Genomic DNA, 22883 nt, shown 5'->3' with positions numbered 1-22883 from the left:
TATAACCGAGATTGCTCATGTCTGACATCGTCATCGCCGCCGCCAAGCGTACCGCCATTGGCTCCTTCCTTGGCCAGTTCAACGGCGTTCCCACCCCGACCCTGGGTGCCACTGCCATCAGCGCCGCCATCGCGCAGTCCGGCATTCCCGCCGCGGACGTGTCCGAGGTCATCATGGGCTGCGTGCTGCCGGCCAACCTGGGCCAGGCACCGGCTCGTCAGGCCGCGCTTGCCGCCGGCCTGCCGACCAGCGCCGGCGCCACCACGCTCAACAAGGTCTGCGGCTCGGGCATGAAAGCCATCATGCTGGGTCACGACCTGATCAAGGCCGGTTCGGCCAGCATCGTGGTTGCCGGCGGCATGGAGTCCATGTCCAACGCCCCGCATATGCTGCCCAACTCGCGCACCGGCAACCGCTACGGCAATTTCCAGGCAGTGGACCACATGGCATGGGATGGCCTGACCAACCCTTATGATGGCCAGTCCATGGGTGTGTTCGCCGAGGCCACCGTGGCCAAGTTCGGCTTCACCCGCGAAGAGCAGGACGCCTACGCCATTGAATCGGTGACCCGCGCACAGGCCGCACAGGCCAACGGCGCGTTCAACGATGAAATCGTTGCGGTCACGGTTGCCACCCGCAAGGGCGACGTGGCGTTCGACCAGGACGAACAGCCGGGCAAGTCCGACATCAGCAAGATCCCGACCCTGCGCCCGGCCTTCAAGAAGGACGGCAGCGTCACCGCCGCCAGTTCCTCCAGCATCTCCGACGGTGCCGCCGCGATTGTGCTGCTCTCCGCCGACGATGCGGCCAAGCGCGGCGTGCAGCCGCTGGCCCGCATTGCCGCACATGCCACCTTCTCGCAGGAACCGGAATGGTTCACCACCGCGCCAATTGGCGCGATCAGCAAGGTCCTGGAAAAGGCGGGCTGGAACATCGCCGACGTCGACCTGTTCGAAATCAATGAAGCCTTTGCCGTTGTGGCGATGGCACCGATCCGTGAGCTGGGCATTCCGCATGCCAAGATCAACGTCAATGGTGGCGCCTGCGCACTGGGCCATCCCATCGGTGCATCGGGTGCCCGCTTGGTGGTTACGCTGGTAAATGCATTGCGCACGCGTGGCCTCAAGCGTGGCATTGCGTCGCTTTGCATCGGCGGCGGCGAAGCAACTGCCATCGCCATTGAATTGATTTGATTGAAAAATTTCAGATCTTTTAAAACCTGAATGCGGGACCGCTTGACAGTCGAAATGGGCTTGTCATCATGTTCCCGGCGCGCAATGGCGCGTTGCCTAATTTCACGACGAGGATTCACAAATGAGCATCAACAAGCTGCTGATCGCAATGACCCTGGGTCTGGCCCTGACCGCCTGCTCGAAGCAGGAGCAGGCTGCTGACGCCGCCGCTGCCGCTGACACCGCTGCAACCGAAGCCCAGGGCGCTGCTGACGCTGCTGCCACCGCTGGCGCTGCTACCGCTGACGCTGCCCAGGCTGCTGCTGACACCGCCGCCACCGCTGCTGACGCTGCTGGTCAGGCTGCTGGCGAAGCCGCTGCTGCCACCACCGACGCTGCTGCTGGCGCCGCTGCTGACGCTGCCAAGGCTGCTGAAGACGTTGCTGCACAGGCCAAGGACGCTGCTGAAGAAGCCAAGAAGTAATAACTTCTGCTTCCAAGCTGGTCTTGAAAAGCCGCTGGTTCGCCAGCGGCTTTTCTTATGGGCGGGGGTTGCTCCAGCATCGCCACGCAGGGGCGCAAACGCGCCACAACGCCCCACCGGCAGCCTGCACGTTGAAGCGGATCTTTCCCCACGCCGCCTGCCGCCACCTGCAAACCGCAGTACGAGCAAGTGCGGACCGTGGCGTGTACCACCCTTCGCTGCATTGCTCCTGCAAAGGTACTGCGCGCCATGACCGCAGGGTCTGGTCTTGACGTGATCTGAATACGCCAGCCTCTAGGGTGACCACATTGGTCCAACTCAGGAGAGTGCAATGAAGCTGTTTGTCCCCGTACTGACCGCAGGCCTGGTGCTGGCATTGGCTGGCTGCAATGACCCTAACGCGGAGCAGGCCAAGCAGGACGCAGCCGCTGCTGCCGACCATGCCGCCGATGCGGCCAAGAACGCAGCCGAATCCGCTGCCGACGCAACCCGCGATGCCGCCGACCAGGCTGCAGCAGCCACCCGTAACGCTGCCGCAGAATCGCAGCAGGCATTGGACAACGCCGCCGACGCCACCGCCAAGGCTGCCGACGACGCCTCGATCGCGGCCAAGGACGCAGCCGCCGATGCCAGCGCCGCTACCGCCGACGCCGCGCAGAAGGTTGCCGACCACGCCCACGATGCAGCCAAGCAAGCGCGCGAAAAAGCAGACGCCGCCAAGCATTGATAGACTTCGCCACGCAGCTGACATAGTGATGGCAGCTGCGTGACGCTCGCGCTGGATGCGTGATGCCACGGGGGGCCGGATGCACACCACATCCGGGCGGGCATGTGATCACGCACGCGTAGGCAGCACGTGCGTATCACCTAGATCATGCAGTCAAGGGCAGGATGCGGAAACACACGGGCAGTAAATTCGCGCTGATTTTCTCGGCGCTGGTGTTCGTCGCCATTGGCGTCGGTGTATTCGTCGGAGCGCGTCGGTTCATCGCCGATGCACGACTGGTCGCCCATACCCACGAAGTCATCAGCCGGATTGATGAAATCCAGTCAATGGTGCTCGATGCCGAGTCAGCCGAGCGCGGCTACCTGCTGACCGGCAGCCAGGCCTATCTGTTGGACTACCAGGTGAGCGTGGAACGGCTGCCGCTGCTGCTGAGCAGCTTGTCCAAGTCGGTCCCCGACAATCCCGATCAGGCACACAACGCGCTCAAGCTCAACGAGCTGGTGAACAGGCGCCTGCAGCAGATCCAGCACGTCGTCGACATATACGACGGCCAAGGCCTGGACGCCGCGCGCGCGGCAATCAACCAGAGCGCATTCCGCACCACCAGCGCGATCCGCGAGCAGGTGCGGACCATGGTCGAGGAAGAACACGAGCGACTGGTGGATCGCGCCGCCAGCTCGCGCCGCAGCGCCGACCTGCTGCTGGGGCTCGCCTTTGCCGGTATCCCCTTCGGCCTGGCCGTGGTCGCATCGGTCTACGGCATCCTGCTGTCCGAGCTGCGCCGCCGCACCCGCGCCGAGAAACGCGCAGCCAGCGCCAGCCAGCAACTGGCGGGCAACCTGGAACAGATCGAACGTTCCAGCGCCGACCTGCAGACGTTGGGCCGCTATACCGGCCTGCTGCAGAGCTGCGCCAACCCGGAAGAAGCCCTGGAAATCAGCGCGCGTACGCTGGAAGCACTGATGCCCACTATCGCCGGCTCGATCTATCTGCTGCGCGCCTCCAATGATCGCGTCGAGAACATCGTCAGCTGGGGCAAGCCGCTGGTGGAAACCAGCGCTTTCCTGCCACCCAGCGATTGCTGGGCGCTACGGCGTGGGCAACCGCATCTGATTGATGACCTGCTGCGTGATGCCAGCTGCCCGCACATCAGCCGGCCTGAGCACGGTCAAAGTGTGGCCACCGCCTGCATCCCGATGTCGGCACAAGGCGTGCAGATTGGTTTTCTGTTTCTTTCCGGTGCTGGTCCCGGCCCGCTGCCCCGCTTGCACATCGCCGAATCGGCGGTGGAACAGCTGTCGCTTGCACTGAGCAATCTGCGCCTGCGCGAGTCACTACGCCTGCAGTCGATCCGCGATCCGCTGACCGGCCTGTACAACCGCCGCTATCTGGAAGAATCACTGACCCGCGAAATCGCCCGCTGCGGCCGCCGCGACTTCCCGCTGTCGGTGATCATGCTGGATGTGGATCACTTCAAGCAGTTCAACGATACCCACGGCCACGGCGGCGGCGACGCCTTGCTGGCAGCCATCGGCCAACTGCTGGGTTCGCGCCTGCGCGGCGAGGACATCGCCTGCCGCTATGGCGGCGAAGAGTTCACCGTGATCCTGCCCGAGTCGGACAGCAGCAATGCCCTGCGTCAGGCCGAGGAACTGCGCCTTGCCCTGTCGCAGATGAGCGTGCCGTTCTCCGGCAAGACGCTGCCGCCGATCACCATATCGCTGGGCGTGGCGACGTATCCGGTTGATGGCGTGGCCGGCCTCACCCTCCTGCGCAAGGCCGACGCCGCGCTGTACCGGGCCAAGCGCAGTGGTCGCAACCAGGTGCTGCGCTTCGACCCTGCGCTGGATGGTGCCGGTTGATCACGGCTGCGGCGAGGTGCGTTGCAGGAAAGCCGTGAGCGGCGTAGACAGCAGCCTTACGCGGCGGCCTTGATTCTGCAGTTGCGGGCTTGCTCGCGACTGCAATCGCTGTCCGCTTCGCGACTTACGCCGCTCCCACAAGGCAACGCCTGCAAGCCGGCATTCTGCGGTTGCAGGCCGACTCGCGACTGCATTGCTGCCGACTTCGCGGCTTACACCGCTCCTACTGGCATAGCGCGGGCCAGGATGTCGGCGAACGGTGCATCTGCCTGTAGTTGCCCATACACCGGCTGCGATTGGCGCAACCGCGAACGTACGAAGGTCTGCGCCACCGGGCTGTCCGCGCGCAACAGCATCGCCGCCTGCAACAGCAGCGCGATATCCACCACCAGCGTGCGCGCATCGGCCTGCAGCAACTCCGTTCCTTGCAGCCGCTCCAACAGCGCCTGCAGCGCCTTGTCGTAGTCATCATCGCGACCCGCGACCTGCTGCAACTCGGCCAGCAAGGCCACACGCGTTTCTGGCTCGCGCTGCAAGGCACGCAGCACATCCAGGCACTGCACATTGCCACTGCCTTCCCAGATCGAGTTCAACGGCGCCTGCCGGTACAGCCGCGGCAGCATCGACTCTTCCACATAGCCGGCACCGCCCAGGCACTCCTGCGCTTCATTGACGAAGCCCGGCGCACGCTTGCATATCCAGAACTTGCCGATGGCCGTGGCGATGCGCGCGAACGCCGCCTGCTGTGGATCCTGCGGCGCGGCATCGACTGCGCGGGCTACACGCATTGCCAAGGTGGTCGCCGCTTCCGATTCGATTGCCAGGTCACTCAGCACATTGGCCATCAACGCGTGCTCGACCAGCAGCTTGCCGAAGCTGCGCCGATGCCGCGCATGATGCAGCGCCTGCGCCAAGGCCATGCGCATCTGCGCGGCCGAGCCCAACATGCAGTCCAGCCGGGTCAGCATCACCATCTCGATGATGGTCGCCACGCCGCGCCCTTCTTCGCCCACGCGCCGCGCCCAGGCGCCGCAGAACTCCACCTCGCTGGAGGCATTGGCCCAATCGCCGAGCTTGTCCTTCAAGCGCATCAGATGGAAGTTGTTGCGCCGTCCACAGGCCAGCCGCCGCGGCATCAAAAAGCAGCTCAGTCCACCCGGCGCCTGCGCCAGCACCAACCAACCATCGGACATTGGCGCGGAGAAAAACCACTTGTGTCCAACCAGGCTGTACTCGCCCTCGCCCGCCAACGGTGTCGCCAGCGTGGTGTTACTGCGCACGTCGGAACCGCCCTGCTTCTCGGTCATGCCCATGCCGAGGGTGATGCCCGGCTTGTCGCCGATAGGTACATCGCGCGCGTCGTAGAAAGGTGCGGCTGCCTTGCTGGCCCATTCGGCCAGCGCAGGCTCCTGGCGCAGCACCGGCACGGCGGCATGGGTCATGGTCAGCGGGCAACTGGTGCCAGCTTCGGCCTGATGATGCAGATAGCTCAGCGCCCCACGCGCCACATGTGCGCCGGGCTGCGCCGAACGCCAGGACAACCCGGCCACGCCACGGGTTTTCGCCGTGGCCATGAGCCGATGGTAGGCAGGATGGAAATCAACGGTATCGATCCGATTGCCGTGCGCGTCGTGGGTGCGCAGCAGCGGGCGCTGTCGGTTGGCATCAAAGCCAATGCGGTACAGCTCGCCACCGGCCAACACGCCGTAGTGCTGCAATGCCCCAGCAAAGGACTCAGCACCTTCGCGTTGCACGCACTGCTGCAAGACCAGATCGTCGTGCCACAGATCGCGCTCGGCAAACGGTGGCGGCTGGTTGTCGACGACGTGGGTTTCAAACGGAGGCGGCTGCGGCTGCATGGCGGCGACTCGGGGAGGACCGCCTTTGATTCTGCCGCAAGCACCCGGCGTGCGCGCGCTGCTCAACGATTCTGCGCGACCTGGGCCAGCGCGGCGATGAATTCATCCTGCAGCGCGAGCTTGCCAAACAGGCCATGCTGGGTGCCGCTGAGCACCCGCAGCATATGGCCACGACCGCCGGGCATACGTCCCATTGGCTTGAACAGCAGGTCCCGGCCATTGGCGATCCAATCGTGATCGGATTGGAAGATCGGCGTCAGCCAGCGGCTCCAGAACTGGTACAGCCACACATGTGCCTTGCGCTGGTGCTGGTAACGCGCCAATGCAGCATCAATGCTCTGCTCCGCGCGCAAGGCATCGCGCAGCGCCATCGCGTCCATCAGCGCCATATTGACGCCCTGCCCCAGCTGCGGGCTCATCGAGTGTGCTGCGTCACCGGCCAACACCAGGCGGCCGCGGTACCAGCGCTGCATCACCGCATCGCGGTAGCTGGCGCGGGCCAGCTGCGCCTGCACCGTTACCCCCGCCAGCCGCTCGCGCGCTTCCGGCCAAAGCGTGGTGATCTCATCAAGCCACGGCTCCAGCCCATCGCGCTCCCAGGCTTGGAAACCATCGCGCGGCAAACTCCAGAAGAAGCTCAGGCGTTGCTCGCCGTCGCCCGGGCGCGTGCCCACCGGCAGCAGGCCGATCATCTTGCGCGCGGCCACATAGCGTTGGCGCAGCTCGTCGCCATGCGGCCAATCGCCGCGCGGCAGCAGGCACCACAGCGCCCCCCAAGGATAAATGCGATCCAGCTTGGTGCCCTGCACCCGCGCGCGCAGCCCGGAGCCGGAACCATCGGTGGCGATCACCAGATCAAACGGGCCATGCCAGCGCCCGTGCTGGTCCTGCACGCGCTGCAACGTGTCATCGATAGCGCTGATGCGGCTGTCCACATGCAGCGACGGGCTGGCATCCCAGGCGGCATCCAGCAGCGAGAACAGCGCCCCGCGCTGCATGCCCACGCCACACAGGCGTGCATCCAGCCCGGCGTAGGTCATGTCCATCACCGCGCGACCGCATGGGGTCTCGCCGTACAGGCGGCGCACCACCGCGCCGTGCTCCAGCACCTGCGGCATCAACTGCATCTGCCACAACGCCTGCAGGCCACTGGGCTGCAGCAGGAAGCCCGCGCCTACCGGGCCCGGCGTTGCGGCCTGCTCGAACACCTGCACCCGGTGCCCATCGCGCGACAGCAGCACGGCCAACGCTTGGCCGGCCGTGCCGTAGCCGACAATGGCGATATCCAATGTCTTGCTCATTACAGTCCCTCCCTGGGCGACTGCATCCTTAAAAAAAAACCCCGCCTAGGCGGGGTTTTTCCGCACATGCGGGTCGATCACTCGACCGGCATGATGTTCGAAGCCTGGGCACCCTTCGGGCCCTGGGTCACGTCATAGCTGACGCGCTGGCCTTCCTGCAGGCTGCGGAAGCCCTTGGAATTGATCGCAGAGAAGTGCGCGAAGACATCGGCGCTGCCGTCCTCCGGTGAGATGAAGCCAAATCCCTTGGCGTCGTTGAACCACTTGACGGTACCGTTCGGCATGGTGATGCGAGACCTTGTTCGATGAATGGATTGATGCACGCTGAATGAAGCGCACTGGCGGAGTATGCAAACCTTAAGCCGGGATGACAATCACCCCCGGGCCAATTCACCCACCAAAGTCGGCAAACCGGACGAAGCTGCCTCCACATTGGCCAAAACCTCGGCCATGGTGATCTCCGCGGCATCGCCGCAGCCAGCTGCCCAGTTGGCGACGATCGCCAAACAGGCGTACTCCAGCCCCAATTCGCGCGCCAGCCCAGCTTCGGGCATGCCGGTCATGCCGACCAGATCGCAGCCGTCGCGGCGCATCCGGGCAATCTCGGCATTGGTTTCCAGGCGCGGGCCCTGGGTGGCGCCATAGCAGCCGCCGTCCTGCATCGCCACACCCTTGGCCTTGGCCGCTGCCAGCACCTTGGCACGGAACGACGGGGTGTAGGGGTGGCCGAAGTCCACATGCAGGACCTCACTGCCTTCCTCCTCACTGAGGGTGGAAATCCGACCCCAGGTGTAGTCGATCAGTTGGTCCGGGCAGGCCAATACGCGCGGGCCGAAGTCATCACCAATGCCGCCAACCGTGTTCAAGGCCAGCACACGGGTTGCACCCAGCTGCTTGAGCGCGGCCAGATTGGCGCGGTAGTTGATCTTGTGCGGCGGAATCGAGTGACCTTCACCGTGCCGCGCCAGAAACGCAACGCGCTGGCCATTCAACAGGCCAACCCGGACCGGGCCGGAGGGGGCGCCGTAGGCGGTCAGCACATCGTGCGTCTGCACATCGTCCAACGCTGCCAGCTTGTACACACCGGTGCCGCCAATAACGGCCAGGGCGATAGGTTCCATGCTCATTCCTGATGTTCTCGTTGGGCACGCGCAAGCCACGCCCTTGGCGTGGCCCAGCCGCGATCAAACCGAAAGCCGATGACCAGCATCGGCCCAAAGGTATTACTGCTTCATTGCGTAGATGGCCGGCAGCGAACGCAGCGATTCGTTGACGTCCATGCCGAAGCCGAACACGAAGCGGTCCGGCAGGTCGATGCCGGCATAGTCGGCCTTGACGCCCGGCAGCGCACGGTCGTGCTGCTTGACCGTCAGTACGGCGATGCGCACGTCGGTTGCGCCCTGCTCCAGGCACCATTCGCGCACGCCCTGCAGGGTGAAGCCTTCGTCCAGGATGTCGTCAACCAGGATCACCCGGCGGCCGAACAGGGCCGACACCGGGCGATGCTTCCAGACCAGCTCGCCACCGGTCTCGCCGTGGTAACGCGAGGCCTGCATGTAGTCGAACTGCGCATCCTGGCCACGCGCGCCCAGCTCCAGTGCCAGCTGGCCGGCGAACGGCAGCGCACCATTCATGATCGAGATGAACACCGGCACTTCGCCCTTGTAGTCACGCGCGATGGCGTCGGCGATGCCGGCGATGGCGGTGTCGATGGTGGGACGGTCGACCAGCAGGTCGGCCTGGGCCACGGCTTGTTCAAGAGTGAGTTTGGACATCAGGCGGTTCTTCCAAGGTTTTCAAACAGATGATTACGAGTATCGGCATGCCGGGCATCGGCCAGCAGGCCGCCCCAGCCCATCGCCCCGCGGCCGATCAGGCTCAACAGGGCGGCGGTGTTCAAGCTGCGGCCGGTCACGGCCTGCAGTGATTCTTCGACCAGCTCCGGGTGGCAGACCAGCACCACGTCGCAACCAGCATCCAGATGCGCATCTACGCGGGCCTTGACCCCACCGGCGGCGAACGAGGCCGCCATGCCGATGTCGTCGGAGAACACCACGCCACGGAAGCCCATCTGCTCACGCAGGATCTGGTTGATCCAGCGCGGCGAGTAACCTGCCGGCTCCGGCGCCACCTGCGGGTAGATGACGTGCGCCATCATCACCGCATCGGCGCCAGCGGCGATGCCGGCCCGGAACGGAATCAGGTCGTGCGCTTCAATTTCGGCCAGCGGCCGCGGGTCCACCGCGGTATCCACATGGGTATCCTCCCGGACCGTGCCATGCCCGGGGAAATGCTTGAGCGTGGCAGCCATGCCGACCGAATGCATGCCGCGCACATAGGCAGCGGTCAAGGCGGCGACGACCTGCGGGTCTTCGCCAAAGGCACGGTTGCCGATGGCCAGGTTGCCATGGCCCACGTCCACCACCGGCGCGAAGCTCAGGTCCAGGCCACTGGCACGGATTTCGCTGGCCATCAGCCAGGCGTGCTGCTCGGCCAGCGCCAAGGCGCCGTCCGGATCGCTCGCATACAGTTTGCCGAAGCCTTCCAGCGGCGGCAGATCGGCATAGCCATCGCGGAAACGCTGCACCCGCCCGCCTTCCTGGTCCACGCTGATCAGCAGCGGACGTACGGTGGCAGCGCGGATCGCCGCGGCCAGCTCCACCACCTGCGCCCGCGAGGCGAAGTTGCGCTTGAACAGCACCACCCCGGCCACGGCGTCGTGCTGCAGCCAGTCACGCTCCTGGGCAGTCAGTTCAGTGCCGGCAACGCCGATCAAAAGCATGCAAGGACTCCAATCCACCGCAGACTGCGGTGTAGCGGAATATTGTCGCAGATGGCGCCCGCCGCGTCAGAGCCCTCGTTCAGACGCTGCAGCCATCCGGGCCGCAGGCCTGTTCATCCTGGCTGGCGGCACCTGACGGTGCTTGTTCGGCCGCGATCTTGCGCAGCACGTCGGCAAACACTTCCGCCGGCTGCCCGCCCTGCACCGCGTACTGGCCGTTGATGACGAAGGTCGGCACCGATTGGATGCCCAGCGCCTGGGCCTGGCCGATGCCGGCCTGGACCTGGGCCAGACCTTCGTCAGAAGCCAGCATCGCCTGCACGCGCTCGGCCGGGATCTCGCCCGCCGCGGCAGCGGCAATCAGCACCTGCGGGTCGGCCAGGTTGCGGCCCTCGGCGAAGTGCGCACGGAACAGCGCCTCAGCAACCTGCTCCTGCACCCCGTACTGACCGGCAAGCCACATCAGCCGGTGCGCCGACAGGGTGCTGACCTTGACCTGACCCTTGCCGAAATCCATCGGCAAGCCTTCGGCCTGGGCGGTGCTCTGGGTCTGCGCCAGCATCTGCCGGGTACGTTCGGGGCCGCCGAATTTGGCAGCGTAGGCCTCCAGCAGCGGCACCGGGGTGGTGCCGGCATCCGGGTCAAGCAGGAACGGATGCCAGCGCACCTCGATATCGGGCACGTCGGCGCCCAGCAGCTCCAGACCGCGCTGGAAGCGATGCTTGCCTATCCAGCACCAGGGGCAGACAACGTCGGACCAGATATCGATGCGCATGTGGGTTCCTAATATCAAAGTAGTACCGAGCCATGCTCGGCAGGGGCCTTGCCGGTAAATCCGGAGCAATGCCCGGTCATTTGTGACGGACACCATACCGGCGAAGCCCCTGCCGAGCATGGCTCGGCAGGGGCTTCACCACTGGCTGTACGGCTTCGATGCCAAGGCCAGATTGTAATAACGCAGTTCGTCGGTGACTTCGGCACCGGCCCAGTCGGGCTTGGCGAACACCTGGTCGGCGTTCTCCAGTTCCACTTCGGCCACTACCAGTCCGGCATTGTCACCGAGGAATTCGTCCACTTCCCACAGCAGCCCGTCGTGCTTGACCAGATATCGGCGTTTGTCGATCAGGCCGCCAACACACAGCGCCAGCAGCTCACGCGCCTCGTTCACCGGCACCGGGTACTCGAACTCCTGGCGGGTGTGGCCGAGCTCGCGCGACTTGATGTTCAGGTAGGCCTCGTCGCCCTGGATGCGAACCCGCACCGAAGCCTTCTGCGCGCCGCTGTCCATCGCCGCCGTATCGTTGATATAGCCCTGCGCCATCGGGATGACGGCGTGCGCGGCGGCCCGCCAGTCATCGCTGGTGACGAGGAACTTGCGTTCGATCTCGATACCCACCGCTTACCTCTTCTCGAAGACGGCAATGCTTTCCACGTGCGCGGTGTGCGGGAACATGTCCATCGCGCCGGCTGATACCAGGGTGAAGCCGCGCTCGTTGACCAGGTAACCGGCGTCGCGCGCCAGCGAGCCCGGATGGCAGCTGACGTAGACGATGCGTTTGAACTGCTCCAGCGGCAACTGCTTGAGCACATCGATCGCACCCGAACGCGGCGGGTCCAGCAGCAGCTTGTCAAAGCCCTGCTTCATCCACGGTGCTTCGCTTTGATCCAGGGTCAGGTCGGCGGCATGGAACTCGGCATTGGCCAGACCATTGCGCTCGGCGTTTTCCTTGGCGCGCGCGACCAGTCCGGCCTCGCCTTCGACGCCGACCACTTCGCGCACGCTGCGCGCCAGCGGCAAGGTGAAGTTGCCCAGGCCACAGAACAGGTCGAGCACGCGTTCGTCCGGCTTTGCATCCAACAAGGTCAGCGCATGCGCGATCATCTGCTGGTTGAGCTTGGCATTGACCTGGATGAAATCCAGCGGACGGAATGCCAGGTCCACGTCCCACTGCGGCAACGCGAACGACAATGCGACACCTTCGGCCGGCCACAACGGCGCCACGGTGTGCAGGCCACCGGACTGCAGGTAGATGGCGAAGCCATGCTCCTGGCCGAATGTGATCCACGCCTGCCTGTCGGCATCACTGAGCGGCTGCAGATGGCGCACGGTCAGCGCGATGGCGGCATCGCCGGCGATGAATTCGATCTGCGGGATATCGCGCTTGCCATCCAGCGTTTCGATGAAGGCAGACAGCACGCCGACCTTGCTGCCGATCTCCGGGATCACCGTCAGGCACTGCGACAGATCGGCGACGAAACGCGGATCAAGTTCGCGGAAGCCGACCAGCGTCTTGTCCTTCTTCTCGACGCGACGCACCGAAAAGCGCCCCTTGCGGCGGTAGCCCCAGCTGTCACCCACCAACGCCGGCAACACCTCGCCCGGGCTGACGTGACCGATGCGGGTCAGGTTGTCGGTCAGCACCTGCTGCTTGGCGACGATCTGCTGCGACTCTTCCAGATGCTGCAACACGCAACCAGCGCAGACGCCGAAATGCGGACAGCGCGGCTCGACGCGATGCGGCGAGGCCTTCAGCACTTCGACCGTCTTGGCCTCATCGAAATGCCGGCTCTTGCCGGTCTGCTCGGCCATCACCGTTTCCTGCGGCAGCGCGCCGCTGATGAAGGTGACCTTGCCACCCTCGCCTTCACGGCGTGCAACGCCACGGCCGTCGTGGCTCAGGTCGAGGATGTCGGTCTGGAACGGAGTCTTGTCTATGCGGGGGGATCTGGATCGGGCCACGTGGCAACAGGCTGCGGGCAAAAGGGCGGTCATTGTCGCAGATGCTCAACGTGAACACCCCGATGACTTGCAGATCACGGCGCCATCGCTAATATGCGGGCAGTAGCTGACATGGAGGCAGCAGATGAATACGCATCACCAAGGAAACCTGCCGCGCCTGTTGTTGGTCGAGGACGACATGACCAGCCAGGGCTTCTTCCAGTTTGTGCTGGAATCGCTACCGGCCAAGGTAGATATCGCTGATTCATGCGCCAGTGCGTTGCGCTGGGCACAGAGTGATAGCTACGACCTATGGCTGTTGGATGTGAACCTTCCTGACGGCAACGGTGCTGGTCTTCTGCGCAACCTGCGTGAGCGTCATCCGCACACCGTTGCGCTGGCGCACACCGCTGATACCAGCCAGGAGATGCAGGCGACACTGCAACAGGCCGGCTTCCACGAAACCCTGGTCAAGCCGATCAGTCGCGATGCACTGCTGAAAAGCGTGCGCCGTGCGCTGGCCAAGTCCACTGCAAAGGCAGACGACGGCGTTGCCGAGGCCGCACTGGATTGGGACGAATCAGCCGCAATGAATGCATTGAACGGGCAACAGGCGCATGTGCGTGCACTGCGCGAACTGTTCCTCTCCGAGTTGCCCGGCACCCGCGATGCGGTCAGTCATGCATTGGAAGAACACGACGACAAGACCCTGCACGCCCAACTGCACAGGTTGCAGGCCAGTTGTGGCTTTGTCGGTGCTTCGCGCCTGGCGTTTGCAGTGCGTCAACTGAACCACGATCCGGCATCGATGCAGGCACGGCAACAGTTCGGTAGCGCCGTCAGCGCCCTGTTGCGCTGATCAGGCGTAGTGCCGAGCCATGCTCGGCATGGGCCGGCCCTATCGCTGAAACCCTTGCCGAGCATGGCTCGGCACTACGGTTGCGGCCGGGCCAGTTCGCCCAGCATTTCCCAGGATTTGAGCCCGCGACCGCCAAGGTGATGCAACAGCACTGAGCGCATCTGCAGGCGCAGGCTGGCGACATCGCTGCTACCGGGCTGCTGATCCGCGGCCAAGGCCAGCAGCGCGCTGCCGGTGGCCAACGCACGCCGTTCGTTGTTGCGCTCACTCAGCAGGCGCAGCGGCCCCTGCAGCGGATCCAGCCGATAACGCGCGGCCGGATCGATTGGCTCGCCATCAGCAGCACAACTCCAGTCGAAGCCAACGCCCAACGCATCGAGCAGATCACGCTCGAAGCGACGCAATGACCATGCCAGCGTCTGCTCCTGATCCAGCTGACCACGCAGCTCGCCATAGGCCGAATACAGCTCCGGCACCGGATCTTGCCGCGGCGTCAGCCGCATCACCAGTTCGTTGATATAGAACCCGGCGAGCATGGCGTGGCCGTGCAGCCGCGGCGCCACATCCTGGCTTTCGGCCCTGCGCAGCTGCGCCAACTCGCCGGTCTGCTGTGCGTCAAAACGGATTGCCTGCAAGGGCTGCAAGGCTGCACGCAACGCCTGCTTCTTGGCCCCCTGCACACCACGCGCAAGCAGGCCCAGGCGGCCATGCTCCTGGCTCAGCACCTCGACCAGCACACTGGTCTCGCGCCAAGGCCGGGCATGCAGCACGTAGGCGGGCTGGTCTTCGATGCGCATCTAAGGCGGGGCGTCGGGAATGGAGAAACGGGAGTTGGACAGGCTCCCCGGCGGCATGCCTTCGCTGCGAAACTGTGTCGTCGCAGCGTCGGCCTTCATCACGCAACCTGACCTTTCACATAGCCAGGTAGCAACCAGGGCCGCAAGCTGCGGCAGAACCAGGCAGTTTCCACTCCCGGTTCCCGGACCAAGCCTTACTGCTCGCCGTAGCCGAAGGCCTTCAGCGCGGCCTCGTCATCAGACCAGCCTTCACGTACGCGCACCCAGGTTTCCAGGAATACCTTGGCACCGAACAGGCGTTCCATCTGCAGACGCGCCTTGGCCCCGATTTCCTTCAGGCGGGTGCCGCCCTTGCCGATGACAATCGCCTTCTGGCCTTCGCGCTCGACCCAGATCACCGCGCCGATGCGCAGCAGCGCACCGTCTTCGGCGAAACGCTCGATTTCGACGGTAGTGGCGTAAGGCAACTCTTCGCCGAGCTGGCGCATCAGCTGTTCGCGGACCAGCTCACCTGCGAGGAAACGCTGGCTGCGGTCGGTGATTTCATCTTCGCCGAACATCGGCGGGCCTTCCGGCACCAGCCCGATCAGGTCTCGCACCAGCGCGTCCAGACCATTGCGCTTCAGTGCCGAGATCGGATGCACAGCGGCAAATTCGCGGCCGACGGTGATCTCCTGCAGGAACGGCAGCAGCGCACCCTTGTCCTTCATCCGGTCAACCTTGTTGACGATCAGCACGACCGGCACGCCGGCGTCGCTGAGGACGTTGAACGCAAGGGTGTCTTCTTCATCCCAGCGACCGGCTTCGATCACCAGCAAGCCAACATCCACGCCTTCCAGCGAAGCACGCGCGGCGCGGTTCATCACCCGGTTCATCGCACGCTTCTGCTGGCGATGCAGCCCGGGGGTGTCGACCAGCACCAGCTGCCCTTCCGGGTAGGTGGCAATGCCGAGCAGACGGTGACGGGTGGTCTGCGGACGATTGGAGACGATGCTGACCTTGGCGCCGACCAGGGCATTGGTCAGGGTCGACTTGCCAACGTTGGGGCGGCCAATGACCGCGACGCTGCCACAGCGATGAGAGGAGGTGTCGTTCACTTGGAATCCAATTGCTCTATTGCGGCGGCTGCCGCCTGTTGTTCGGCCAGCCGTCGCGAAGTGCCTTCGCCTTCGGTACTTACGGCAGGGTCAGCCACGCAACAGCGCACATGGAAGTGCTTGGCGTGGTCGTCGCCGGTCTCCGATACCAGCTCGTATACCGGCAGGGTCTTCTGCCGGGCCTGCAACCATTCCTGCAGGCGTGTCTTGGGGTCTTTCTCGGGCTTGCCCGCCGGTACTGCCGACAGCGAGGCCTCGAACCACGGCATTATCCGCTCGCGGCAGGCGTCGAAACCAGCGTCCAGGTAAATCGCGGCAACCACAGCCTCGAAGGTATCAGCGAGGATGGAGTCGCGGCGATGGCCGCCTGACTTCATCTCGCCCGGGCCCAGTGTCAACCGGTCGCCCAGCTGCAGCGTACGTGCGATCACCGCCAGCGCGCTTTCACAGACCAGCGCGGAGCGCGCGCGGGTCAGCGCGCCCTCGTCCGCCTTCGGCCAACGGGTGAACAATGCCTCGGCAATCAACATGTTGACGATGCTGTCGCCCAGAAACTCCAGGCGCTCATTGTGCGGTGCACCGGCACTACGATGGGTCAGGGCCTGCTTCAGCAGACCCTGGTCCTTGAATGGGTGACCGATCAGATCACCCCGTTGGAACGTTTTATTGAGCACTGCCTGAGGTGAAGTCCTGGGAATTTGTGAAATTGCCTACGATGTCCAGATTGCCGATCAGCGGCTTGCGCACCTCATAGGTCACGTTCATCCGCCAGCCACCGTCGGTACGCTCGAACTTGATGTTGTCGCGTTTGACGCTATCGGAGTAATTCATGTCCATGCGCTTGAAAAACGCCTGGGTCGCGGTCGAAGGATTGAATTCACCGGTTGACTCGTTGGCCATCGACTTCATCGCCACCTTCACCGAATAGAACTCCTGGTACATCGGGAACAACTTCATGCCGATGTAAAGCCCGAAGCCCACCACTGCCAACACCATCAGGAACGAGGTCAGCGTCATACCCGCTTGTTTGTGCTTCATTGCGATCTCCCCAGAAACGCGTTGTCCACTCACTGAATGCCCGCCCCGATACGCGACGGTTCGAAACTACCCTTGCAGAACCAGCCTTCACAGTTCAGCCAGATCAGGAACGCCTTGCCCCGCAGATTCTCTTCCGGCAGGAAGTGGGTCTGGGTCCAGAAGCGACTGTCCTCGCTGTTGTCGCGATTGTCACCCATCACGAAATACTGACCTTCCGGCACCACCCAGTCACCCTGGCCACGCGGGTCGGCACGACCCAGCAGCTCGAGCACGGTATGGCTGCGGCCCGGTAGCTGCTCGGTCAGCAGCGAGGCGCCGGTCATTTCTGCCCCCGGGCCCTTGCCAACGTACTCACCGCGGTCTTCGTAGACCATCGGCACGCCGTTGATCGACAAGGTGTCACCGTGGAAGCCGATGCGATCGCCCGGCAGGCCGATCACGCGCTTGATCCAGTTCTGGTCCGGCGCATGCGGCGGCTTGAACACCACCACATCACCGCGCTTGGGCTCGGCCACAGGGATGATCTTGGTATTGGTGATCGGCAGGCGGAAGCCGTAGGAGAACTTGTTGACCAGGATGAAATCACCGATCAGCAGGTTGGGCATCATCGAGCTGGACGGGATCTTGTACGGCTCGGCCACGAAGCTGCGCAGGATCAACACCACCGCCAGCACCGGGAAGAACGCGCGTGAATAATCCACCACCGCCGGCTCTTCGCTGTCCAGCAGGCTGGCCTTTTCGGCACGACGCTTGCGCAGGTACAGCTTGTCCAGCAGCACCACCAGGCCAGAGCCCAGGGTCAACACAACCAGGATGATTTCAAACCATTTCATTCATGTTCCTTCGGAATGGAAACGGGGAATGGGGAGCAGGCAATCGCGCAGTCCCAAGCGTTTCCGCTCGGCCGTTACGACTCCCCATTCCCTACTCTCGATTCACTGTTACTTGTCCATCTGCAGCACAGCGAGGAAGGCTTCCTGTGGAATTTCCACGCGGCCCACCTGCTTCATGCGCTTCTTGCCTTCTTTCTGCTTTTCCAACAGCTTCTTCTTACGCGAAACGTCGCCACCATAGCACTTGGCCAGCACGTTCTTGCGCATGGCCTTGACCGTGGTGCGGGCGATGATCTGCGCGCCGATCGCGGCCTGGATGGCCACGTCGAACATCTGCCGGGGGATCAGGTCCTTCATCTTCTCGCACAGCTCGCGGCCACGGCGATCGGCGTGGCTGCGGTGGGCGATCAGCGACAGCGCGTCGACCTTGTCACCGTTGATCAGCACGTCCAGGCGCACGAACGGGCCGGCCTCGAAACGCACGAAGTGGTATTCCAGCGAGGCGTAGCCACGGCTGACCGACTTGAGCTTGTCGAAGAAGTCCAGCACCACTTCGGCCATCGGCAGCTCATAGCTGATCTGCACCTGGCTGCCCATGTAGTTGATGCCGATCTGGCTGCCGCGCTTCTCTTCGCACAGCTTGATGATGCTGCCGATGTACTCCTCGGGGGTGAGGATGTTGGCGCGGATGATCGGCTCACGGATCTCTTCGACCTGGTTGACCGGCGGCAGCTTGGCCGGGTTGTCCATCATCACGATGGTCCCGTCGCTCTTGAGCACCTCGTAGATCACCGTCGGTGCGGTGCTGATCAGGTCGAGGTTGTACTCGCGCTCCAGCCGCTCCTGCACGATTTCCATGTGCAGCATGCCGAGGAAGCCGCAGCGGAAGCCGAAGCCCATCGCCTCGGAGCTTTCCGGCTCGAAACGCAACGCGGCGTCGTTCAGGCGCAGCTTGTCGAGGGCTTCACGCAGGTCCGGATAGTCCTCGGCATCGACCGGGAACAAGCCAGCGAACACGCGCGGCTGCATTTCCTGGAAGCCGGGCAGCGGCTCGGACGCCGGGTCAGCCATCAGGGTCAGGGTGTCGCCAACCGGCGCGCCGTGCACGTCCTTGATGCTGGCATTGATCCAGCCCACTTCACCGGCACGCAGCGCAGGCATTTCCTTGCGCTTGGGGGTGAAGACGCCGACCTTGTCGACCAGGTGCCAACGGCCGGTGGACATGACCTGGATCTTGTCGCCGGCCTTGATCTGGCCCTGCATCACGCGTACCAGCGAGACCACGCCCAGGTAGTTGTCGAACCAGGAGTCGATGATCAACGCCTGAAGCTTGTCGCTGCCACGGTCGGCCGGCGGCGGGATGCGGTGCACGATGGCCTCCAGCACCTCTTCCATGTTCAGGCCGGTCTTGGCGCTGACAGCCACTGCATCAGAAGCATCGATGCCGATCACCGCCTCGATCTCGGCCTTGGCGCGGTCGATGTCGGCGGTGGGCAGGTCGATCTTGTTCAGCACCGGCACCACTTCCAGGCCCTGTTCGATGGCCGTGTAGCAGTTGGCGACCGACTGCGCTTCCACGCCCTGGGCCGCATCGACCACCAGCAGCGCACCTTCGCAGGCGGCCAGCGAACGGCTGACTTCATAGGAGAAGTCGACGTGGCCGGGGGTATCGATGAAGTTCAGGAAGTAGGTCTGGCCGTTGCGGGCCGTATACGGCACCGACACCGACTGCGACTTGATCGTGATACCACGCTCGCGCTCGATCGGATTGTTGTCCAGGACCTGCGCTTCCATTTCGCGCGCGGTCAAGCCGCCACACAACTGGATGATGCGGTCGGCCAGGGTGGACTTACCGTGGTCAACGTGGGCAATGATGGAGAAGTTGCGGATCATCCGCATCGAATCATGTGACATAGGTGGCGGCGGCGGCGCTGCGTCGTCAGGATAACGGGCCATTATCGCATGCCGGAGCCAAGCCCCGCACAGGGTTTGGCTGGCAGCTGAATGAAAGGAGCCGCCCGAAGGCGGCTCCCATTGCTATCACAAGGCCTGGCGGGCTTATTCGCCAGCGCGGACCGGGACGAAGGCGCTGTTGGCACCGGCCCGGACCAGCAACATCACCACGTCGCCCTTCTTGTAGCCAGCCAGCTCCCGGTTCAGGGCGGCAACGCTGCCCACCGGCGCACGTCCGACCTGTAGCACCACCATACCCGGGGCCAGACGCGCCTCGCGGCCAGACTGGCTGTTGACACCGGTGATGCGCACGCCCTCGCCCGACTCCAGGCCAAGCTGGCGACGCTCGGCGGCGGTCAGATCAGCCACTTCCAGCCCCAGCAGGGCATTGGCGCCGGCCTGCGGCTTGGCCTCATCGCCAGCGGCAGCGGTGTTACCCGGCCGCGCCGCATCCTCGGCCAGTTCGCTCAGGGTGACGGTGATATCGCGTGGCTTGCCGTCACGCAGGATGCTCATCCGCACCCTGCTGCCCGGCGGCATGGCGCCAATCATCGGCGGCAACTCGCTGGAGGTATTGATCTCGGTGCCATTGACCGCACGGATCACGTCGCCCACCTCGATACCCGCCTTGGCCGCCGCGCTATCGGGCACCATCTGGTTCACCAGCGCACCGCGGCTGTCAGGCAGCTTGAAGCCCTGCGCGATGTCGCTGGTCACCTCACCGACCATCACACCCAACTGGCCGCGGCTGACCTTGCCGGTCTTCTTGATCTGCTCGACTGCATTCATCGCCAGGTCGATCGGGATCGCGAAGCTGATGCCCATATAGCCGCCGGAGGCGGAGAAGATCTGCGAATTGATGCCGACCACTTCACCGCGCGTATTCAGCAAGGGGCCACCGGAGTTGCCCTGGTTGATCGCCACGTCGGTCTGGATGAAGGGCACATAGCGCTGCTCCTGGCCACCGGTATTGCGACCCAACGCACTGACGATGCCGGCGGTAACCGAATGGTCCAGGCCAAACGGCGAACCGATCGCTACCACCCACTGGCCGGGCTTGAGCGAGTTGGAGTCACCTACGCGCACGGTTGGCAGGTTCTTGGCCTCGACCTTCAACAGCGCCACGTCGTACTGCGCATCGCTGCCGACCACCTTGGCAGTGAACTCGCGGCGATCACTCAGGGTGATCTTGACCGACTCGGCACCATCAATGACGTGGTGATTGGTCAGCACATAGCCGTCATTGGAGATGATGAAGCCCGAGCCCATGCTGCGCCCACGCGGACCGCTGTCCGGGCCTTGCTGACCCGGCCCCGGCATCTGGAAGTCCGGACCGAAGAAACGGCGGAAGAACTCCGGCATCTGGTCAATGTCCGGGCCCTGCTGGGCAGCGCGCGGATTGCGGCGCGCGCCGATCACGGTATCGACCTTGACCACGCCCGGGCCAACCTGGTCGACCAGCTGGGTGAAGTCAGGCAGGCCCTGCACCAGCTGCGGCGCGGGCGCGGCACGGGTAGCGGCCACCTGTTCGGCCGGTGCATTCGGGGCCGGGCTCTGCGCGCAGGCCACCAACGGCAGGGTCATCGCCAGCAGGCCAAACACCTTGTTTTGGATACGTGGGGTCATCAGCTTCGAACCTCCAATTCAGTCAAAGCGGGAAAGAACAGCCAAGCCCGGTACGCAAGCCAACAGCGCACAAACCTGGAATCCGGGGAAGAAACCGGTCGCCCGGAGGCGGACGACCGGCAAGCAACACTCACTGACGCGGCAACAGCCTGCGCGACGCAGCATCGTCGGCACTTTGTGCCGGCATGCGCGGTTCAAACGGGTAGAACGTCGCCCCACCCTGCTCCTGTCCAGGGAAACTGGCGTTGAGCGCCCCCTGTGACAGCGACGGTGCTACCGTCGAGCGCGGCCAAGGCCGCGCATGCAGCACCCCGTTGCCGGTGGCGAACGGGTCCTGGCGCAGTGCCGGGGTCGCCGGCAATACCGGCGCGGAAGCGATGGCCCGCTGCGGCTCGGCCACACGCGCAGTACCGGCGCGCGCCGCCTGCTGGGTGCGGGTCGCACTGCCACGGCGGGCATTGGCGTCCTGACGACGGGTCACGGCTGCAGCAACCGCCGGTGCGGCTGCAACCAAACCGGCAACATTGCCGGCATCCGCCGCAGTGGGTGCCGATGGCGGTTCCGGTGCTGGAGCAACTTCCGCCGTGGTCGCGATGACCGGCGTCGGCGCACTGGTTTCCGGCAACTGCTCACGGGCCATGAACAAGGCCACCGCAGCCACCGAGGCAGCCAAGGCGGCACCGCCACCCCAACGCCGCCAGCCAGTACGCGTTGCCCGCTCTTGGGCAGGCGCGGCAACAACCGGCCCGTTCTGGCGGGCATCGGCGTCCACCGCCTGACGGACCCGCGCACTGAAATCCAGGGGTGCCGGTGCGCAGGCCTGGCCGCGCATCACGTCACCCACTACCTGCCAGCGCTCCTGGCAGGCCGAAAGCTCGCTGTCGTGTTCCAAGCGGCGCAGCATGAAACGCGCCTCATCGGCGGCCAGCTCGCCATCCACCAGCGCCGACAGCTGCTGGCGGTAGTGCAATTCGAATTTGTCCGGCGCAGCACCGGCCGACACCGGGTTACGGTCTTGCGGGTTCATACGCGACTCCGTTCACGGGTAGCGCTGGGGGTATCCAGCAAGGGACGCAGCTGTGCATCAATGGCCTCGCGGGCACGGAAGATCCGCGACCGCACCGTACCGATCGGGCATCCCATTTTCTGCGCGATATCCTCGTAACTCATGCCTTCCACCTCTCGCAACGTAATGGCTGAGCGCAGCTCTTCGGGCAACGCATCAACCGCCTTCATCACGGTCTGTTCCAGTTCCTGGCGCATCAACTCACGCTCGGGCGTGTCGTTGTCGCGCAAGCGCACCCCACTGTCGAACTGCTCGGCGTCACCGATCTCGATGTCGTCGGTGGGGGGGCGCCGGTTGTGTGCTGCCAGATAGTTTTTTGCGGTATTCACTGCGATCCGATGCAACCAGGTATAGAACTGGGCGTCGCCACGGAAATTCCCGAGCGCACGGTAGGCGCGCACGAAAGTGTCCTGGGCCACGTCCTGACATTCACTCCAGTCGGCGATGTAGCGCCCGATCAACGCGATGATCCGATGCTGGTACTTGCGTACCAACACATCGAACGCCGCGCTTTCGCCGCGCTGCACACGCCGGACCAGTTCCAGGTCCAGCTCCTGCGGTGTTTCAACCTCGGCCATAACGGGCCGCACTCCTGTCAGCCCAACCGACGTCGGGCATTAAGACCGCTGTTCGCGGCAAAAGTTCAGCACCCTGTCCCAGCGGCACCGCACCAGCTTTTAACTCCCGTTCGGCTAACCTGCAGGGGCG

Annotated in this window: 23 protein-coding genes; 5 read left to right on the top strand and 18 right to left on the bottom strand. The window is 64.3% G+C overall.

Annotated elements, in window-relative coordinates:
* Positions 1-17: 17 nt before the first annotated feature.
* The 4 genes from ACVOLS_RS07995 (at position 18) to ACVOLS_RS07980 (ending at position 4245) form a co-directional block, all read left to right on the top strand.
* Positions 18-1193 carry a thiolase family protein gene (locus ACVOLS_RS07995; RefSeq protein ID WP_481545178.1) on the top strand — a complete coding sequence of 392 codons (1176 nt, stop codon included), beginning with the start codon at positions 18-20 and terminating at the stop codon, positions 1191-1193.
* A gap of 121 nt (positions 1194-1314) precedes the next feature.
* Positions 1315-1656, top strand: coding sequence for a hypothetical protein (locus ACVOLS_RS07990; RefSeq protein ID WP_282272266.1), 342 nt, complete (start codon positions 1315-1317; stop codon positions 1654-1656).
* A 331-nt stretch (positions 1657-1987) separates the two neighbouring features.
* Positions 1988-2383, top strand: coding sequence for a hypothetical protein (locus ACVOLS_RS07985; RefSeq protein WP_481545177.1), 396 nt, complete (start codon positions 1988-1990; stop codon positions 2381-2383).
* Positions 2384-2547: 164 nt separating this feature from the next.
* Complete coding sequence (locus ACVOLS_RS07980; RefSeq protein ID WP_481545176.1) at positions 2548-4245, top strand: diguanylate cyclase; 1698 nt, start codon at positions 2548-2550, stop codon at positions 4243-4245.
* Positions 4246-4457: 212 nt separating this feature from the next.
* Here the strand turns inward: ACVOLS_RS07980 and ACVOLS_RS07975 are convergent, their stop codons facing one another.
* From ACVOLS_RS07975 to rlmD, 9 genes are all read right to left on the bottom strand, one after another.
* A complete protein-coding gene (locus tag ACVOLS_RS07975) occupies positions 4458-6104 on the bottom strand; it encodes an acyl-CoA dehydrogenase family protein (protein WP_481545175.1) in 1647 nt (548 codons plus the stop codon).
* A gap of 62 nt (positions 6105-6166) precedes the next feature.
* Positions 6167-7405 carry an FAD-dependent oxidoreductase gene (locus ACVOLS_RS07970; protein WP_481545174.1) on the bottom strand — a complete coding sequence of 413 codons (1239 nt, stop codon included), beginning with the start codon at positions 7403-7405 and terminating at the stop codon, positions 6167-6169.
* A 77-nt stretch (positions 7406-7482) separates the two neighbouring features.
* Positions 7483-7689, bottom strand: coding sequence for a transcription antiterminator/RNA stability regulator CspE (gene cspE, locus ACVOLS_RS07965; RefSeq protein ID WP_481512635.1), 207 nt, complete (start codon positions 7687-7689; stop codon positions 7483-7485).
* Between the two features lie 90 nt (positions 7690-7779).
* Complete coding sequence (locus ACVOLS_RS07960) at positions 7780-8526, bottom strand: S-methyl-5'-thioinosine phosphorylase (protein WP_481545173.1); 747 nt, start codon at positions 8524-8526, stop codon at positions 7780-7782.
* Between the two features lie 102 nt (positions 8527-8628).
* Positions 8629-9180: a hypoxanthine-guanine phosphoribosyltransferase gene (locus tag ACVOLS_RS07955; protein ID WP_481512637.1), complete on the bottom strand. Its 552-nt coding sequence runs from the start codon at positions 9178-9180 to the stop codon at positions 8629-8631.
* On the bottom strand, positions 9180-10187 hold the full coding sequence (gene nagZ / locus ACVOLS_RS07950; RefSeq protein ID WP_481545172.1) for a beta-N-acetylhexosaminidase: 1008 nt from the start codon (positions 10185-10187) through the stop codon (positions 9180-9182). Before nagZ ends, ACVOLS_RS07955 begins: the two co-directional genes overlap by 1 nt.
* Before the next feature lie 79 nt (positions 10188-10266).
* Positions 10267-10962 (bottom strand): DsbA family oxidoreductase, encoded by a 696-nt coding sequence (locus ACVOLS_RS07945; protein WP_481545171.1) that lies wholly within the window; start codon positions 10960-10962, stop codon positions 10267-10269.
* A gap of 135 nt (positions 10963-11097) precedes the next feature.
* Positions 11098-11583 carry a CYTH domain-containing protein gene (locus ACVOLS_RS07940; protein WP_481545170.1) on the bottom strand — a complete coding sequence of 162 codons (486 nt, stop codon included), beginning with the start codon at positions 11581-11583 and terminating at the stop codon, positions 11098-11100.
* Positions 11584-11586: 3 nt separating this feature from the next.
* Positions 11587-12927, bottom strand: coding sequence for a 23S rRNA (uracil(1939)-C(5))-methyltransferase RlmD (gene rlmD / locus ACVOLS_RS07935; RefSeq protein ID WP_481545169.1), 1341 nt, complete (start codon positions 12925-12927; stop codon positions 11587-11589).
* A 124-nt stretch (positions 12928-13051) separates the two neighbouring features.
* Here rlmD and ACVOLS_RS07930 point away from each other — a divergent pair, with 124 nt between their 5' ends.
* The gene (locus ACVOLS_RS07930; protein ID WP_481545168.1) at positions 13052-13765 is read left to right on the top strand and encodes an Hpt domain-containing response regulator; all 714 of its coding nucleotides are present in this window, start codon (positions 13052-13054) and stop codon (positions 13763-13765) included.
* 74 nt (positions 13766-13839) lie between these two features.
* Here the strand turns inward: ACVOLS_RS07930 and recO are convergent, their stop codons facing one another.
* From recO to rpoE, 9 genes are all read right to left on the bottom strand, one after another.
* Complete coding sequence (gene recO / locus ACVOLS_RS07925; protein WP_481545167.1) at positions 13840-14562, bottom strand: DNA repair protein RecO; 723 nt, start codon at positions 14560-14562, stop codon at positions 13840-13842.
* A gap of 194 nt (positions 14563-14756) precedes the next feature.
* Positions 14757-15659, bottom strand: coding sequence for a GTPase Era (era, locus tag ACVOLS_RS07920; protein WP_481512644.1), 903 nt, complete (start codon positions 15657-15659; stop codon positions 14757-14759).
* A complete protein-coding gene (gene rnc / locus ACVOLS_RS07915) occupies positions 15656-16333 on the bottom strand; it encodes a ribonuclease III (protein ID WP_481545166.1) in 678 nt (225 codons plus the stop codon). The genes era and rnc overlap by 4 nt, the downstream gene beginning before the upstream one ends.
* Entirely contained in the window at positions 16323-16697 is a 375-nt protein-coding gene (locus ACVOLS_RS07910; RefSeq protein WP_481545165.1) for a DUF4845 domain-containing protein, read from the bottom strand. Before ACVOLS_RS07910 ends, rnc begins: the two co-directional genes overlap by 11 nt.
* A 29-nt stretch (positions 16698-16726) precedes the next feature.
* Positions 16727-17530, bottom strand: coding sequence for a signal peptidase I (gene lepB / locus ACVOLS_RS07905; protein WP_481508334.1), 804 nt, complete (start codon positions 17528-17530; stop codon positions 16727-16729).
* A 108-nt stretch (positions 17531-17638) separates the two neighbouring features.
* Positions 17639-19429 (bottom strand): translation elongation factor 4, encoded by a 1791-nt coding sequence (lepA, locus tag ACVOLS_RS07900; protein WP_481545218.1) that lies wholly within the window; start codon positions 19427-19429, stop codon positions 17639-17641.
* Between the two features lie 159 nt (positions 19430-19588).
* The gene (locus tag ACVOLS_RS07895; RefSeq protein ID WP_481545164.1) at positions 19589-21109 is read right to left on the bottom strand and encodes a DegQ family serine endoprotease; all 1521 of its coding nucleotides are present in this window, start codon (positions 21107-21109) and stop codon (positions 19589-19591) included.
* Between the two features lie 130 nt (positions 21110-21239).
* Positions 21240-22136, bottom strand: coding sequence for a sigma-E factor negative regulatory protein (locus ACVOLS_RS07890; protein ID WP_481545163.1), 897 nt, complete (start codon positions 22134-22136; stop codon positions 21240-21242).
* Entirely contained in the window at positions 22133-22753 is a 621-nt protein-coding gene (gene rpoE / locus ACVOLS_RS07885; RefSeq protein WP_313170618.1) for an RNA polymerase sigma factor RpoE, read from the bottom strand. Before rpoE ends, ACVOLS_RS07890 begins: the two co-directional genes overlap by 4 nt.
* Between the last annotated feature and the right edge of the window lie 130 nt (positions 22754-22883).

Source organism: Stenotrophomonas sp. STEN038 (assembly GCF_056759895.1).
This window is presented reverse-complemented; position numbering and strand designations above follow the sequence as displayed.

What these genes read in the sequence shown, in the direction of transcription:
- ACVOLS_RS07955 (WP_481512637.1), bottom strand. Translation starts at nt 9,180, where the DNA reads ATGTCCAAACTCACTCTTGAACAAGCCGTGGCCCAGGCCGACCTGCTG.
- ACVOLS_RS07975 (WP_481545175.1), bottom strand. Translation starts at nt 6,104, where the DNA reads ATGCAGCCGCAGCCGCCTCCGTTTGAAACCCACGTCGTCGACAACCAG.
- nagZ (WP_481545172.1), bottom strand. Translation starts at nt 10,187, where the DNA reads ATGCTTTTGATCGGCGTTGCCGGCACTGAACTGACTGCCCAGGAGCGT.
- lepA (WP_481545218.1), bottom strand. Translation starts at nt 19,429, where the DNA reads ATGCGGATGATCCGCAACTTCTCCATCATTGCCCACGTTGACCACGGT.
- ACVOLS_RS07890 (WP_481545163.1), bottom strand. Translation starts at nt 22,136, where the DNA reads ATGAACCCGCAAGACCGTAACCCGGTGTCGGCCGGTGCTGCGCCGGAC.
- ACVOLS_RS07990 (WP_282272266.1), top strand. Translation starts at nt 1,315, where the DNA reads ATGAGCATCAACAAGCTGCTGATCGCAATGACCCTGGGTCTGGCCCTG.
- ACVOLS_RS07960 (WP_481545173.1), bottom strand. Translation starts at nt 8,526, where the DNA reads ATGGAACCTATCGCCCTGGCCGTTATTGGCGGCACCGGTGTGTACAAG.
- ACVOLS_RS07985 (WP_481545177.1), top strand. Translation starts at nt 1,988, where the DNA reads ATGAAGCTGTTTGTCCCCGTACTGACCGCAGGCCTGGTGCTGGCATTG.
- ACVOLS_RS07970 (WP_481545174.1), bottom strand. Translation starts at nt 7,405, where the DNA reads ATGAGCAAGACATTGGATATCGCCATTGTCGGCTACGGCACGGCCGGC.
- rpoE (WP_313170618.1), bottom strand. Translation starts at nt 22,753, where the DNA reads ATGGCCGAGGTTGAAACACCGCAGGAGCTGGACCTGGAACTGGTCCGG.
- recO (WP_481545167.1), bottom strand. Translation starts at nt 14,562, where the DNA reads ATGCGCATCGAAGACCAGCCCGCCTACGTGCTGCATGCCCGGCCTTGG.
- cspE (WP_481512635.1), bottom strand. Translation starts at nt 7,689, where the DNA reads ATGCCGAACGGTACCGTCAAGTGGTTCAACGACGCCAAGGGATTTGGC.
- ACVOLS_RS07930 (WP_481545168.1), top strand. Translation starts at nt 13,052, where the DNA reads ATGAATACGCATCACCAAGGAAACCTGCCGCGCCTGTTGTTGGTCGAG.
- ACVOLS_RS07895 (WP_481545164.1), bottom strand. Translation starts at nt 21,109, where the DNA reads ATGACCCCACGTATCCAAAACAAGGTGTTTGGCCTGCTGGCGATGACC.
- ACVOLS_RS07945 (WP_481545171.1), bottom strand. Translation starts at nt 10,962, where the DNA reads ATGCGCATCGATATCTGGTCCGACGTTGTCTGCCCCTGGTGCTGGATA.
- lepB (WP_481508334.1), bottom strand. Translation starts at nt 17,530, where the DNA reads ATGAAATGGTTTGAAATCATCCTGGTTGTGTTGACCCTGGGCTCTGGC.
- ACVOLS_RS07995 (WP_481545178.1), top strand. Translation starts at nt 18, where the DNA reads ATGTCTGACATCGTCATCGCCGCCGCCAAGCGTACCGCCATTGGCTCC.
- ACVOLS_RS07980 (WP_481545176.1), top strand. Translation starts at nt 2,548, where the DNA reads ATGCGGAAACACACGGGCAGTAAATTCGCGCTGATTTTCTCGGCGCTG.
- ACVOLS_RS07910 (WP_481545165.1), bottom strand. Translation starts at nt 16,697, where the DNA reads ATGAAGCACAAACAAGCGGGTATGACGCTGACCTCGTTCCTGATGGTG.